We start from the raw sequence: 13,040 nt of genomic DNA, 5'->3' as shown, positions 1-13,040 counted from the left end.
CTTACGCGGGGCGGTTGCTGAAGAGGACGCGCTGGAGGCCGGCGAGCGCCAGGTCGAGCACGACGGCGACGACCGCGACGAGGACGGCTCCGCCGAGCACCTGGACGAGGTCGCGCTGGGCGAGGCCGTCGAAGACGTACCGGCCCAGTCCGCCGAAGCTGACGTACGCGGCGATGGTGGCCGTGGCCACCACCTGGATCAGGGCGAGCCGCAGCCCCGTCATGATCAGCGGCATCGCCAGCGGTACCTCCACCTGGAGCAGCACCTGGTGGCCGCGCATGCCCTGGCCGCGGGCGGCGTCCCGGACCTCGGGGTCGACCGCGGACATGCCGGCGTAGGTGTTGGTGACGATGGACGGGATCGCGAGGGCGACCAGCGCCACGTACACCGGCGTCATGGACAGGCCGCTGGCGAGGAAGACCAGCACCACCAGGCCGACGGTGGGCAGCGCCCGCCCGAACGACGAGAGGTTGATGGCGAGGAACGCGCCGCGGCCGGTGTGCCCGATCAACAGGCCGACCGGCAGGGCTATCACGGCGGCGATCAGCGTCGCGAGCAGCGAGTACTGGAGGTGCTCGACGAGCCGGTGGGCGATCCCGTCGCTGCCGGACCACTGGGCGCCGCTGGTCAGCCAGGAGCCGAGGTCCTTGATGAGCTCGTACATCTCAGGCCCTGCCCTTCCTGGTCCAGGGGGTGAGGACGTACTGCACGGCGACGAGCAGCGCGTCCGCGATCAGCGCGAGGAGGAGGGTGAGGACCACTCCGGCGACCACGGGGGTCGGGAAGTTGCGCTGGAATCCGTCGGTGAAGAGCTGGCCGAGGCCGCCGTCGCCGATGTAGGTGGCGACGCTGACGAGCGAGATGGACATGACGGTGGCGATCCGCACTCCGGCCATGATCACCGGCAGCGCCAGCGGGAGTTCGACGGTGAACAGGGTCCGCAGCGGGCGGGTGCCCATGGCCTTGGCGGCCTCCTTGGTGCGGGCGGGAACGGCGTCGAGGCCCTCGACGGTGTTCCGCAGGAGGACGACGAGGGTGTAGATCGTCAGCCCGATCACGGTGGTGGTGCGGGTGAGCCCGGAGACCGGCAGGAGCAGCACGAACACGGCGATCGACGGGATCGTGAACAGGACGTTCGACATCCCGAGCAGGAAGCCGCGCAGCGGGCGGACGCGATGGGCGAGCACCGCGAGCGGGAGCGAGATGACCAGCCCCAGGAGCACCGCGCTCAGAGCGGCCTGGAGATGGGAGACGCTCAGCGTGGTGAGGTCGCCGGCATGGTCGGAGATCCACGACCAGTCGACGGTCATACGGCCACCCGGGCCGCGGAGTGGGCCGAGCCGGCCCGCTCGTGGATGTCCTCGCGCGAGGTGACGCCGGTGAGCACGCCGTCCGCGTCGACCCGGGCGACCAGGCCGGCGGGCGAGGCCACCGACTCGTTCAGCGCGGAGAGCAGGGAGTCCGTGTCGCGCAGCGGACGGACCGGGAGGAGGTCCGCGTCGGACGAGTCGGTGGCCGTGTCGCGCCAGCCGAGCGGGACGCGGGCCTCGTCGAGGGCGAGCTCCCAGCGGCCGGTCTGCGGAAGGGGGCTCTGCGGCACCTCCGCGAGGGTGCTCAGCGACAGCAGCTTCAGGCCCCGCTCGGCGCCCAGGAAGTCCGCCACGAAGTCGTCCGCCGGACGGGCCAGCAGTTCGGCCGGGGTCGCGCACTGCACCAGATGACCGCCCGTGCGGAACACGGCTATGCGGTCGCCGAGGCGCACGGCCTCGTCGATGTCGTGCGTGACGAAGACGATCGTCTTGCTGAGCTCCTGCTGGAGACGCAGCAGTTCGTCCTGGAGCTGGGTGCGGACGACCGGGTCGACCGCGCCGAAGGGCTCGTCCATCAGCAGGACGGGCGGGTCGGCCGCGAGGGCCCGCGCCACGCCGACACGCTGCTGCTGGCCGCCGGAGAGCTGGTGCGGGTAGCGCTTGGCGGTCTCGGGCGCGAGGCCGACCGTCTCCAGCAGTTCCGCGGCGCGGGCGCGGGCCTTCTTGCGGCCCCAGCCGAGCAGCAGCGGGACCGTCGCGATGTTGTCGATGATCGTGCGGTGCGGGAACAGGCCCGACTGCTGGATGACGTAGCCGATGGAGCGGCGCAGTTCCGCCGCGTCCTGTGCGAGGACGTCCTTGCCGCCGACGTGGATGGTGCCGGATGTCGGGTCGACCATCCGGTTGATCATGCGCAGGGTCGTGGTCTTACCGCATCCGGAGGATCCGACGAGGACGGTGATCCCGCCGTCCGGCATCTCCAGAGTGAGGTCGTGGACTGCAGTGGTGCCGTTGGGGAACCGCTTGTTCACTGCATCGAATTTGATCATCAGTCGTCCCTTGCCCGGGCTGCATATAGTCATGCAGAGTTCTCGGTGTCTGAATAAGTTGTCAATGCCTCGGGGTAAATCGCTGGGTACGGATGCTCGCGAGGCAAGACAGACCGTCCGGAAAAGGAGGGTTTCGCGCATGATGTCGTCCCACATGGTGGACTCACCCACCGGCATCGTGGTCCTCGACGGACAGAGCCTCCCGGTCGCGGACATCGTCCGGCTGGCCGACGGCGCGGCCCGTCCCGTACCCGGTTCCGAAGCGATGAAGCGCGTCGAGGTCGCCTGGGACGCCGCCCGCGAGCTGGCCGCGTCCGGCAGGGTCTACGGCCGTTCCACCGGCGTCGGCGCCAACCGGAACGAGGCCGTGCCCTCCGACGCGGCGGCCGGCCACGGCCTGCGACTGCTGCGCTCCCACGCCGGAGCGATCGGCGACGAACTGCCCGCCCGCGAGGTCCGTGCCATGCTCGCCGTCCGCGCCAACCAACTGCTCGCGGGCGGCGCGGGGCTGCGGCCCGGCGTCGTCACCGCGCTGTGCGAGGCCCTGGAGTCGGGGGCGTACCCGGTCGTCAACGAGTTCGGCTCGGTCGGCACCGGTGACATCGCGGCCCTCTCGCAGATGGGTCTCGCCCTCGCCGGCGAACACCCCTGGCGGGGCGGTACGCCTCCGCAGGCGCAGGCCCTCGACAACAACGACGCCCTGGCGCTCATCAGCTCCAACGCCCTGACGCTCGGCCAGTCCGCCCTCGCCCTCGGCGAACTGCGCGCCCTCGTCCGCGCCACCGAACTCGTCGCCGGGCTCTCACTGCTGGCCGTCGACGGCTCCTACGAGGCGGTCGCCGAGCCCGTGCACGCGGCGCGCCCGCACCCCGGCACCTACGCCGTCGCGACCAGGATGCGCCGACTGCTCGGCGCACCCGAGCGGCCCACCCCGCCGCTCGGCCGCATCCAGGACCCGTACGGATTCCGCTGTCTGCCGCAGATCCACGGCCCCGCCGAGGACGCCGCCGACGCGCTGGAGCGGACCCTCGCGGTGGAGATCAACGCGGCCGCCGAGAACCCGCTGATCTGCCCCACGGACATGGCCGCCTATCACCACGGCGGTTTCTACATGGCCCAACTCGCCCTGGACCTGGACCACTTCAGGCTGGCGCTCACCCAGACGGCCCGGCTCTCCACCTCCCGGCTCTCCGCACTCAACGAGCCCGGGTTCACCCGGCTGCGGCCGTTCCTCGCCGACGCGGAGGCCGCGAGTTCCGGCGTGATGATCCTCGAGTACGCGGCCGGGGCCGCCCTCGGCGATCTGCGGGCGTACTCCGCCCCCGCGTCGCTGGGCCACGCGGTACTGTCCCGTGGCGTCGAGGAGCAGGCCAGCTTCGCGTCGCTGGCATCGCGTCAGACGCTGCGCACGGGCGCCGCCTACCGGCTCGTGGTCGGCTGTGAACTCGTCGCCGCGGTACGCGCGTTGCGCCAGCGCGGGCTGCGGCCCGACCCGGAGCTCCCGGTGGGGATGGCCTACGAGCTCGCCGAGTCCGTCCTGGACGAGGAGCTCGCCGACCGGCCGCTGACCGACGATGTGACGGCGGCCGCCGCGCTGCTCGACCGGTTCACGGACCTGATGACGGATCTCATGAGGGGGACGGCATGAGCGACAGCCCTGCCGCACGACTGCAGCAGCTCTTCGAGGGGCACCGGCTCACCCCCACCCAGCGGCGGATCGCCCACAGCATGGTGCGCCGGGCGGGCGACGTGCCGTTCCTGTCCAGCGTCGAACTCGCCGAACTCGCGGGCGTCAGCCAGCCGTCCGTCACCCGCTTCGCCGTCGCCCTCGGCTTCGACGGCTACCCGGCGCTGCGCAAGCACCTGCGGGAGGTGGCGCCCGCGGAGAGCGAGGAGGCCGAGGACGGCCTCAACGAGTACCAGCAGGCGGTGCAGGCCGAGATCGAGAACCTGCGCCATCTCTCCGACCTGCTCGCCGACCCCTCGCCGGTCGAGCGCGCGGGCCGGCTGCTCGCCGCCTCCCGCCCGCTGCCCGTTCTCGGTCTGCGGGCCGCGTCCTCGCAGGCCCGCGGCTTCGCCTACTTCGCCGGCAAGGTCCACCCCGACGTACGCCTCCTCGACGAGGGCGGCACCATGCTCGCCGACCGCATCGACTCCGCCCGCCGCGCGGGCGCGAGCGCGCTGCTGTGCTTCGCGCTGCCCCGGCATCCCAAGGAGGTCGTCGAGGCACTGGCGTACGCCCGCTCGGCGGGTCTGACCGTCGTCACCGTCGCCGACTCCGCCTTCGCCCCCGTCGCCGCGCACAGCGACCTGCTGATCCCCGCCGCGGTCGGCACGGGCCTGGCCTTCGACACCGCCTGCGCGCCGATGCTGCTCGGCCGGGTGCTGCTGGAGGCGATGTGCGACGACCTGCCGGACGCGCAGGCGCGGTTGGAGGAGTTCGACGGGCGTGCGGCGGCCCGCGGACTGTTCGTGGAGTAGCGCCGGCCGGCGGAGCAGGACCGGCACCGGTTCTGTGAGCAGGACACCGGCCGGCCGGGTGCGACACCGCCCGGGCCGTTCTCACGCTGCCTTCAGAATCCGCCGCTGATCTCCGCGCCCGAAGGGCATCCGCCCGGGATTCGCGGAAGGGGACCGGACGTGGGGCGCGGGGCGCAGTCGCTGGTGAGGGTGGCGGTGGTCGTACGGGCCGGGGCGGCGCCCCTGTGGTGGCTGGGGGTGTTCGCCGCCGGTATCGGACTCCTGGTGCCGGGGCTCACCGGACGCCGGATCGGGGTGCTCGCCGGGGCGGCGCTGTGCATCGTCACGGCCGCCGCGGTCGCCGTCGTGCGGCGGAGGCGGTACGTACACTTCGCCGAGGCCGCCACCCGCGCCGGGCGCACCGACTACCTCCAGGACCGCCGGGTGACCGTGCGGGCCTGGCGACGCGCGCACCGGTGGCAGTTGCTCGGGGCCTTCGTCGTCGCCGTCGCCATCTCGTTCGCGCTGCCCGCCGCGGGTGGCGCCGTGCTGGCGGGCGCGGGGGCCGGTCTGTGGGCCAAGGCCTGGTGGCTGGGCCACCGGGAGAGCCGGGCCGGGACACTGCTGTGGCTGCGTTCCGACTGGACCGCCAGGGGCCCGGTCGGCAGGCCGGTCAAGGGATTTCGGAGCACCGGTATCGCGGCGGGGGACGCCGCGCCCGGAGGGGCGCGGCGCCGCTGACCGCCCACGGGGGCGGACGGCGGCGCCGCGGCCGGTCAGAGTTCCAGCTCCGCCTCGATCTTCTTCAGCTGGTGGCGGGCCATGGCGAGGTTCGACCGCTCCTTGTCGAGTGCCAGGTAGAGGAACAGGCCGTTCGTTCCCCGGCCCTTCATCAGCCGGATCAGGTGGTACTGCGTACCGAGGGTGATCAGGATGTCCTCGATGCCGTCCTTGAGTCCGAGCTGCTCCATGGTGCGCACCTTGGCGCGCACCACATCGGTGTTGCCGGCGGCGGCGACCGAGAGGTCCAGGTCCTTTCCGCCGCCGACCGTGCCCAGCGCCATTCCGCTGGTGTAGTCGACGAGTGCGGCGCCGATGGCGCCCTCGATGACAGTGGTGGCTTCCTTGAGGGCGCGTTCGGTGTTGGCCATGAGATGCGCACTTCCTTTCCGTCTGCTGGGTGTGCGTGATGGTGTGTCGGTCATGGGTCAGGTGTTCTCCGGTCGTTCGAGGGCGCCGTCGACCAGCTCGCCGACGCGAACGCCGGAACGGCGGGCCTCGAGATGGAGCCGTCCCACGTTGATGCGTGGCTCGGCCAGGAGGGTGAGGACGGCCGAGGAGCCCGCCGCGTAGGTCGCGACGTACCCCCGGTCGCCCCGGACCAGCAGCTCGCAGAAGCTCCCCTGTCCGGTGGCCTCGGTCAGCCGCACGCCGACACCGAGTGCGGCGGCGGTGAGTGCGGCGACGCTCTCCGCGTCGGCGGTGTCGGACGCCAGCACGAGACCGTCCGCGGTGGCGGCGAGTGCGCCCGTCAGCTGTGGCACCCGCAGGCGCAGCCGCTTCAGTTCGGCGAGCACATCCGCCCTGGCCGTCATGAGCTGTCTCCTTTCTGCGCGCAGCCTCATCGCGCGCCTCATGACGTGCAGCAATGGACCTGGTGGGCGGAGCGGGGCGTCACAGCGTGGCCTCCAGGGCGTCACGGAGCCGGCGGAGCATGGCGGAGTCCAGTGCCGAGGACGGCTCCTGGACCCCCGTCCGCACGGCGTTGACGGGCGGGGCTGCGGCTGCCGCGGACTCCTCCGGTGTGCCGATGAGTCCCTCGGCGGCCAGCCGCCGTATCTCGATGAGGGTGTTGAAGGCGGGACGGCCCAGTTCCCGGGCGATGGCGGACGGGGTCCGTACGCCGTCGGCCAGGTCCAGCAGCGACCGCCGCCGGGGGCTGACCGTCCGTCCCGTGAGGTGCCGGCTGCGTGCCACCGGCGCCGTGTCGACCGCCGGGTGCGGCCACACGGCGTTCAGCAGCGTCGACCGCCGCCGGGCCTCCCGTTCGACGACCCGGGTGGGCACCGGCCGCACCCGGCCGATCCAGTGGACCACCCCGTAGCGGAACCGGGTCGGGCCGCTGGTCGGCGCGAGCGCGAAGAAGGCGGCGTCGAACACGGCGGCGAGATGGCAGATCTCCAGCTCGCCCCCGGGTACCTGCCCGCTGTCGACGAGGAAGCGGGCGACCTCGTGCCGCGCGCCCGCCCGGGCGACCGCCTCGGCCCAGTTGTCCGGCCGCAGCCGGCCGCTCGCCGTCAACAGGACGTCGATGCCGGGCGCTTCGGGGCTCTCGGCGTGCACGACCTGGCCGTCGGCCAGATAGAGCACCCCATGGTCACGGACGAGAACGCCGGTGGCGCGCTCGTCCGCGAGTCTGACGAGCATCGGGGACACGGCCGCTCTCATCCGAGCACCAGCCCTTCCGCGAGGTGCTGGAGACGGATGCGGGCCAGTGCGAGATTGCCCAGGTCCCGGTCGAGCCACAGATGGAGGAAGACGCTGCTGTCGACGGTGGTGTCCACGAACCGCACCAGGTGATAGCAGGTGCGGGTGGTGACGATGAGGTCCTCGACGACCAGCCCGTCGTCCTTGGGCGGCTCCGTGCCGCCGCCCTCGAGATCCCGTCCGCCGTCGCCGCCGAGCATGCTGGGCTCCTGGGCGACGACAGCGGTGTACTCGGTGGCCATGCGGGCCACTTCGGCCGTCTCGGCCGCGGTGGTCTCGTGATCAGGGCCGGCCGCCTCACCGACGGTGCCGAGCGCGAGCCCGCTGATCCAGTCCACGATGGACGCCCCGCGCGCACCGGGCACCAGCATGGCTTCCAGCAGGCACTCGTCGATTCCGGGCACGCCGACTCCCCTCCCCGCCTCGGCGTTCCGCGCACTGTTGTGCGCCAGTGACGGGGAGGTTACGCAACGTGGCTACTGTCGGGGGGAGTTGGGGCATTTTCCATCGGAACATGCCCCCGTCCCGATAAGGTCCGCGCTTCGAACGACAGACAATGCCGTCGGCAGCCGTACGGATCAGGCGGTGTCCTCGCCGCCCGCCTTCATCACGAGCTTGTTGAGCGCCCAGAGCCCGATGCCGATCGCGACCAGCACGCCCGCCCGGATGTAGACCTCGGCGTCACGGTCGGCCAATGGGCTGGCCAGGATCAGCGAGGTGATCGCACCGAGTACCGGCAGCACGGTGGGGGCGCGGAAGTGGGAGTGCTCGACGGGGTCCTTGCGCAGCACCAGAACGGCCACGTTGACCACCGCGAAGACACACAGCAGCAGGAACGCCGTGGTGTCGCCGAGCCCTTCGATCTCGCCCGTCGACACCAGTCCGATCGCCAGCGCCGAGACGAAGACGATGCCGACGACCGGCGTACGGCGCTTGGGCAGAACCTTGGCCATCGCCCGCGGCAGGATGCGTTCGTTGGCCATGCCGTAACAGAGCCGCGAGGCCATCATGATGTTGATCAGCGCGGAGTTGGTGACCGCGAACAGCGCGATCAGGGCGAAGAGTTTGGGCGGGAAGTCCTGGCCGCCGGCCTTGACCACCTCCAGCAGGGGGCCGCTGGACTTCTCCAGTGTCTTGTAGTCGACCAGCAGCGAGGACGCCAGCGCGACCAGGACGTAGATCGTGCCCGTGACGCCGACACCGATGAAGATCGCCTTGGGGAAGGTGCGCACGGGGTCCTTGGTCTCCTCGGCCATGTTGACCGAGTCCTCGAAGCCGACGAACGCGAAGAAGCCGAGGGCCGTGGCGCCGAGCACGCTGGTGATCAGCGCGTATCCCGTGCCGGTCGCCTGGAACTCGGTCAGCCGGGAGGCGTCGCCCTCGCCGGACAGCACCGCCGAGGCGCCGATCGCGAGAATGACCATCAGGCCGGTCAGCTCCACGATGGTGAGCACGACATTGGTCTTCACCGACTCCGACACACCGCGCAGATTGAGCGCGGCCAGCGCGAGGATGAAGAGGATGGCGATCAGGGTGGCCGGGATGGCGTCGGTGAACTCCTGGAAGTAGTCCCCGCTGAACGCCCGGGCCGCCGCGCTCGCGGACGACAGTCCGGAGCACATCACCATGAAGGCGATGATGAAGGTCAGGAACGGGACCTTGAACGCCTTCTGGGTGTAGAGCGCGGCTCCGGCGGCCTTCGGGTACTTGCCGACGAGCTCGACGTACGACGCTGCCGTGAGGATCGCGACGACGAACCCGATGACGAACGGCAGCCACAGCGCACCGCCGACCTTGCCGGCGACCTTGCCGGTCGTGGCGTAGATGCCGGTGCCCAGGATGTCGCCGATCACGAAGAGGATCAGCAGCTTGGGCCCGATGGCTCGCTTGAGCGGACTGTCTCCGCCCGGAGCCTCGGAAGCCTGGGGCGTTTCGGTGGTCACGGCAGCCTCCCCCGGAGTTCGGTGTGGGATGAGGTGTGCCCGGTCCGGCGCGGGTGATGCCTCCGGGGCGCCGATCACGCCTGTCCGGGGGAGAGTCCGCCCTGTCCGGGGGAGGACGCGCCTTCTGCCGGGGAAGAGGCCGCGCCCCGGATCAGGTGCTGCGGCCCTCCACCGCGGCCGCCACGTCGTCGAGGTCCTTCCCGATCGCCTTGGCCACCGCCCGCGCGCCGAGCGGACCGAGAACCTTGGCCAGCAGGCCGGCGAACCCGCCGGGCGGCTCGGCGCTGAAGGTCATCCGCACCTGCGTCGCGTCCGGACCCTCCGCCCGCAGCAGGAACTCCGAGACGTAGTGCGCGCCCTGCGAGTCCGCCTCCGCCACATAGCGGGCGGGCGGCTCGCTGGCCGTCACGTAGATCTCCTCGGTCGCCTGCTTGCCCATCATGCGCCGGGTCTCGCGCCAGCGGGTGCCGACGCCGAACGGGCCGGGGGAGAGCACCTCCACCGCGTCCACACCGCTCAGCACCTTCGGCGCGTTCTCCAGATCCGTCAGGGCGTCCCAGACAGCGGCCGGCGGGGCCGCGATCCTGCGCTCGACGACAACACTCGTGTTGGCCATGCTCACAGGAAAGCAGCCGGGTACGACAATCGCCCCCCGGCCGCTCGCCACGGGCTACAGCAGGGCGTCCGGCTGTGCGCCGCCCGACTCGGCGACGATCTCGGCCATGGTCTGGGGAGCCCGTACGACCGAGAACCGCACCGTGTCGTCCGGGGCGGTGGTGTACCCGTGCACCCCGGGCCGCGGCAGGCTGTTGTAGCCGTAATGGTTGGAGAAGTAGTACGCGCCGGTGTCGAGCGCGGCGATCACATCGCCCTGCTCCAGCGGCGGCAGCGCCCGGGCCTCGGCCAGCAGGTCCCCCGCGAAACACGCCGGTCCCGCGACGTCCTGCACGACGCTCTCACCCGTCCGGGGCCGCCCCTTGGCGTCGTAGGCCTCGATGCGCAGCGGCCAGGACGCCGGGTCGTAGACGGTACGGGTGGCGACCTGCACGCCGGCGTGCGTGACCGCGACGGGCCGCCCGCCCGAGGTCTTGGTGTACTCCACGCGGGCCAGGATCAGCCCGTGCTTGGCGAGCAGCGACCGGCCGAACTCGGTCACCAGGCCGTAGCGGCCGTCGAGCAGCCCCGGCACCCGCTCCCGGAGCAGTTGTGCGTACTCGGCGAAGGACGGGGTCTGGTCGTCGGAGGCGAAGTTGACCGGAAGCCCGCCGCCGATGTCCAGGGTGTCGATCTGCTGCCGGCCGGCGGCCCGGTTGATCTCCTCGGCGAGGTCGTACGCCGCCGCGACGCCCTCCGCCATCAGCGCCAGCGGTACGCCCTGCGAGCCCGTGTGCGTGTGCAGCCGGGTCAGCCAGGGCCGGTCGAGATACGCCCGGACGACGCTCTCGCGGGCGCCCTCGTCCCGCAGCGCGACGCCGAACTTCGAGGTCGCCGTGGCGGTGGAGAGCGCTTCGATGGCTCCTGAGCCAACCTGGGGGTTGATGCGCAGTCCGACCGGCGACGTGCTGGGCGCCGACCGCACGAGGGCGTCGATGCGCGCGAGCTCCTGGGGGTTGTCGGCGTTGACCGCGATGCCGAGGGCGAGGGCCTCGCGCAGCTCGCCTGGGGTCTTGGCGGGGGAGTCGAGCACGATGCGTTCGGGGCGCACACCCGCGGCCCGGGCCAGCGCCAGCTCGCCCGGGCTCGCGACCTCCGCCCCGATGCCCTCGTCGTCGAGCAGCGCCAGCACCGGCACGAGGGGCGCGGCCTTCACGGCGAAGGCGTGCAGCACGGGCGCGTCGGTCACGGCGGCGAAGGCGTCCCGCAGGGCGGCGGCACAGGTGCGGATCCCGGCCACGTCGAGGAGGGCCGCGACGGGTTGCTCCTCGGTGAGAAGGCCCTGCTCGACGGCTGCTCGTACGGCTCGGTCCCGGCGTTCGGAAGACATGTGTGCCAGCCAATCATCCGGCGGGACCGGGTGCAGCTGTTGACTAAGACTATTCAGACCTCCAGGATGTGAATAGATGCGGCAACATTCACCGTCGCACCCGTAGTCGCAGTCGCAGTCGCAGTCGCAGTCGCGAGGAGGCATCGCCATGTCAGGACCCCGCCCCGTACGGGCACCGCGCGGTACGGAACTGAGCGCCCTGGGATGGCAGCAGGAAGCCGCCCTCCGCATGCTGCAGAACAACCTCGACCCCGAGGTCGCCGAGCACCCCGACAAGCTCGTCGTCTACGGCGGCACCGGCAAGGCCGCCCGTGACTGGCGCTCCTACGACGCCATGGTGCGCACGCTGCGGACGCTCAAGCAGGACGAGACGATGCTCGTCCAGTCCGGCCGCCCCGTCGGCGTCATGCAGACGCACGAGTGGGCCCCGCGCGTGCTCATCGCCAACTCCAATCTGGTCGGCGACTGGGCGAACTGGGAGGAGTTCCGGCGCCTGGAGTCCCTCGGCCTCACGATGTACGGCCAGATGACGGCCGGCTCCTGGATCTACATCGGCACCCAGGGCATCCTCCAGGGCACGTACGAGACCTTCGCCGCGGTCGCGGCCAAGAAGTTCGGCGGCACACTCGCCGGGACGATCACCCTCACCGCCGGCCTCGGCGGCATGGGCGGCGCCCAGCCGCTCGCCGTGACCATGAACGACGGCGTCGCGATCTGCATCGACGTCGACCCGCGCGCCATCGACCGCCGTATCGAGCACCGCTACCTGGACGTGCGCGCCGACTCCCTGGAGCACGCGCTCCAGCTGGCGACCGAGGCGCGGGACGCCCGCCGCCCGCTCTCCATCGGCCTCCTCGGCAACGCGGCGGAGCTGCTGCCGCGGATGCTCGCCGAGGGAGCGCCCATCGACATCGTGACCGACCAGACCTCGGCGCACGACCCGCTGGCGTATCTGCCGCTCGGCGTCGACTTCGACGACATGGCCTCCTACGCCGCCGAGAAGCCCGCCGACTTCACCCAGCGCGCGCGGGAGTCCATGGCCCGGCACGTCGAGGCGATGGTCGGCTTCATGGACGCCGGGGCCGAGGTCTTCGACTACGGCAACTCCATCCGCGGTGAGGCCCAACTGGCCGGTTACGACCGAGCGTTCGACTTCCCCGGCTTCGTGCCCGCCTACATCCGGCCGCTGTTCTGCGAGGGCAGGGGCCCGTTCCGCTGGGCGGCCCTGTCCGGCGAGGCCTCGGACATCCACAAGACCGACAAGGCGATGCTCGAACTCTTCCCCGAGAACGAGTCGCTGCACCGCTGGATCAAGATGGCCGGCGAGCGGGTCCACTTCCAGGGCCTCCCGGCCCGTATCTGCTGGCTCGGCTACGGCGAGCGGGACCGCGCCGGCGAGCGGTTCAACGACATGGTGGCGAGCGGCGAGCTGGCCGCCCCCCTCGCGATCGGCCGCGACCACCTGGACTGCGGCTCGGTGGCGTCCCCGTACCGCGAGACCGAGGCCATGCTCGACGGCTCGGACGCCATCGCGGACTGGCCGCTGCTGAACGCGATGGTCAACGTCGCCTCCGGTGCGTCCTGGGTCTCCATCCACCACGGCGGCGGTGTCGGCATGGGCCGCTCCATCCACGCCGGCCAGGTCTCGGTGGCCGACGGCACCAAGCTCGCGGGCGAGAAGATCCGCCGCGTGCTGACGAACGACCCGGGCATGGGCGTCATCCGGCACGTCGACGCGGGCTACGACATCGCCGAGTCCGTCGCCGACGACAAGGGCGTCCGCGTCCCGATGCGGGAGGAGTCGTGA

14 protein-coding genes are annotated in these 13,040 nt (G+C 71.7%); 4 read left to right on the top strand and 10 right to left on the bottom strand.

The window, feature by feature from the left end:
- Nucleotide 1 precedes the first annotated feature (1 nt).
- Genes ACQPWZ_RS14690 through ACQPWZ_RS14680 form a run of 3 tightly spaced genes read right to left on the bottom strand, consistent with a single transcriptional unit; the run spans nucleotide 2 to nucleotide 2,359 of the window.
- Entirely contained in the window at nucleotides 2-664 is a 663-nt protein-coding gene (locus ACQPWZ_RS14690) for an ABC transporter permease (RefSeq protein WP_433571549.1), read from the bottom strand.
- 1 nt (nucleotide 665) lies between these two features.
- Nucleotides 666-1,310 (bottom strand): ABC transporter permease, encoded by a 645-nt coding sequence (locus ACQPWZ_RS14685; protein WP_313945917.1) that lies wholly within the window; start codon nucleotides 1,308-1,310, stop codon nucleotides 666-668.
- Nucleotides 1,307-2,359, bottom strand: a complete 1,053-nt coding sequence (locus ACQPWZ_RS14680) for an ABC transporter ATP-binding protein (protein ID WP_340473488.1) — start codon at nucleotides 2,357-2,359, stop codon at nucleotides 1,307-1,309. Before ACQPWZ_RS14680 ends, ACQPWZ_RS14685 begins: the two co-directional genes overlap by 4 nt.
- Nucleotides 2,360-2,501: 142 nt before the next feature.
- Between ACQPWZ_RS14680 and ACQPWZ_RS14675 the strand changes: the two genes are divergently transcribed.
- The 3 genes from ACQPWZ_RS14675 (at nucleotide 2,502) to ACQPWZ_RS14665 (ending at nucleotide 5,560) form a co-directional block, all read left to right on the top strand.
- Complete coding sequence (locus ACQPWZ_RS14675; protein ID WP_340477878.1) at nucleotides 2,502-4,007, top strand: aromatic amino acid ammonia-lyase; 1,506 nt, start codon at nucleotides 2,502-2,504, stop codon at nucleotides 4,005-4,007.
- The gene (locus ACQPWZ_RS14670) at nucleotides 4,004-4,840 is read left to right on the top strand and encodes a MurR/RpiR family transcriptional regulator (protein WP_313945919.1); all 837 of its coding nucleotides are present in this window, start codon (nucleotides 4,004-4,006) and stop codon (nucleotides 4,838-4,840) included. The genes ACQPWZ_RS14675 and ACQPWZ_RS14670 overlap by 4 nt, the downstream gene beginning before the upstream one ends.
- A 159-nt stretch (nucleotides 4,841-4,999) precedes the next feature.
- Nucleotides 5,000-5,560 (top strand): hypothetical protein, encoded by a 561-nt coding sequence (locus ACQPWZ_RS14665; RefSeq protein ID WP_433571548.1) that lies wholly within the window; start codon nucleotides 5,000-5,002, stop codon nucleotides 5,558-5,560.
- A gap of 35 nt (nucleotides 5,561-5,595) precedes the next feature.
- Here the strand turns inward: ACQPWZ_RS14665 and ACQPWZ_RS14660 are convergent, their stop codons facing one another.
- The 7 genes from ACQPWZ_RS14660 to ACQPWZ_RS14630 form a co-directional block, all read right to left on the bottom strand.
- Complete coding sequence (locus ACQPWZ_RS14660; RefSeq protein WP_313945921.1) at nucleotides 5,596-5,970, bottom strand: hypothetical protein; 375 nt, start codon at nucleotides 5,968-5,970, stop codon at nucleotides 5,596-5,598.
- A 57-nt stretch (nucleotides 5,971-6,027) separates the two neighbouring features.
- Nucleotides 6,028-6,456 (bottom strand): roadblock/LC7 domain-containing protein, encoded by a 429-nt coding sequence (locus tag ACQPWZ_RS14655; protein WP_340473486.1) that lies wholly within the window; start codon nucleotides 6,454-6,456, stop codon nucleotides 6,028-6,030.
- A gap of 37 nt (nucleotides 6,457-6,493) precedes the next feature.
- On the bottom strand, nucleotides 6,494-7,246 hold the full coding sequence (locus ACQPWZ_RS14650; RefSeq protein WP_433573822.1) for a transcriptional regulator: 753 nt from the start codon (nucleotides 7,244-7,246) through the stop codon (nucleotides 6,494-6,496).
- Nucleotides 7,247-7,263: 17 nt separating this feature from the next.
- Entirely contained in the window at nucleotides 7,264-7,710 is a 447-nt protein-coding gene (locus ACQPWZ_RS14645; protein ID WP_356705540.1) for a hypothetical protein, read from the bottom strand.
- A gap of 174 nt (nucleotides 7,711-7,884) precedes the next feature.
- Entirely contained in the window at nucleotides 7,885-9,249 is a 1,365-nt protein-coding gene (locus ACQPWZ_RS14640; RefSeq protein WP_433571547.1) for an APC family permease, read from the bottom strand.
- Between the two features lie 151 nt (nucleotides 9,250-9,400).
- Nucleotides 9,401-9,865 (bottom strand): SRPBCC family protein, encoded by a 465-nt coding sequence (locus tag ACQPWZ_RS14635; protein WP_356705542.1) that lies wholly within the window; start codon nucleotides 9,863-9,865, stop codon nucleotides 9,401-9,403.
- 54 nt (nucleotides 9,866-9,919) lie between these two features.
- Complete coding sequence (locus ACQPWZ_RS14630; RefSeq protein ID WP_433571546.1) at nucleotides 9,920-11,233, bottom strand: diaminopimelate decarboxylase; 1,314 nt, start codon at nucleotides 11,231-11,233, stop codon at nucleotides 9,920-9,922.
- A gap of 148 nt (nucleotides 11,234-11,381) precedes the next feature.
- Between ACQPWZ_RS14630 and hutU the strand changes: the two genes are divergently transcribed.
- Complete coding sequence (gene hutU, locus ACQPWZ_RS14625; RefSeq protein ID WP_340473479.1) at nucleotides 11,382-13,040, top strand: urocanate hydratase; 1,659 nt, start codon at nucleotides 11,382-11,384, stop codon at nucleotides 13,038-13,040.

Origin of the sequence: Streptomyces sp. CA-251247 (assembly GCF_050952975.1) — a bacterium.
GTDB lineage: Bacteria > Actinomycetota > Actinomycetes > Streptomycetales > Streptomycetaceae > Streptomyces > Streptomyces achmelvichensis.
Note: the sequence above shows the minus strand (reverse complement) of the source record. Positions and strands in the feature narration are given on the sequence as shown.

Excerpts from the sequence above, each read along its gene's own strand:
- ACQPWZ_RS14690 (WP_433571549.1), bottom strand. The coding sequence starts at position 664 with ATGTACGAGCTCATCAAGGACCTCGGCTCCTGGCTGACCAGCGGCGCC.
- ACQPWZ_RS14685 (WP_313945917.1), bottom strand. The coding sequence starts at position 1,310 with ATGACCGTCGACTGGTCGTGGATCTCCGACCATGCCGGCGACCTCACC.
- ACQPWZ_RS14680 (WP_340473488.1), bottom strand. The coding sequence starts at position 2,359 with ATGATCAAATTCGATGCAGTGAACAAGCGGTTCCCCAACGGCACCACT.
- ACQPWZ_RS14675 (WP_340477878.1), top strand. The coding sequence starts at position 2,502 with ATGTCGTCCCACATGGTGGACTCACCCACCGGCATCGTGGTCCTCGAC.
- ACQPWZ_RS14670 (WP_313945919.1), top strand. The coding sequence starts at position 4,004 with ATGAGCGACAGCCCTGCCGCACGACTGCAGCAGCTCTTCGAGGGGCAC.
- ACQPWZ_RS14660 (WP_313945921.1), bottom strand. The coding sequence starts at position 5,970 with ATGGCCAACACCGAACGCGCCCTCAAGGAAGCCACCACTGTCATCGAG.
- ACQPWZ_RS14655 (WP_340473486.1), bottom strand. The coding sequence starts at position 6,456 with ATGAGGCGCGCGATGAGGCTGCGCGCAGAAAGGAGACAGCTCATGACG.
- ACQPWZ_RS14650 (WP_433573822.1), bottom strand. The coding sequence starts at position 7,246 with ATGCTCGTCAGACTCGCGGACGAGCGCGCCACCGGCGTTCTCGTCCGT.
- ACQPWZ_RS14635 (WP_356705542.1), bottom strand. The coding sequence starts at position 9,865 with ATGGCCAACACGAGTGTTGTCGTCGAGCGCAGGATCGCGGCCCCGCCG.
- ACQPWZ_RS14630 (WP_433571546.1), bottom strand. The coding sequence starts at position 11,233 with ATGTCTTCCGAACGCCGGGACCGAGCCGTACGAGCAGCCGTCGAGCAG.
- hutU (WP_340473479.1), top strand. The coding sequence starts at position 11,382 with ATGTCAGGACCCCGCCCCGTACGGGCACCGCGCGGTACGGAACTGAGC.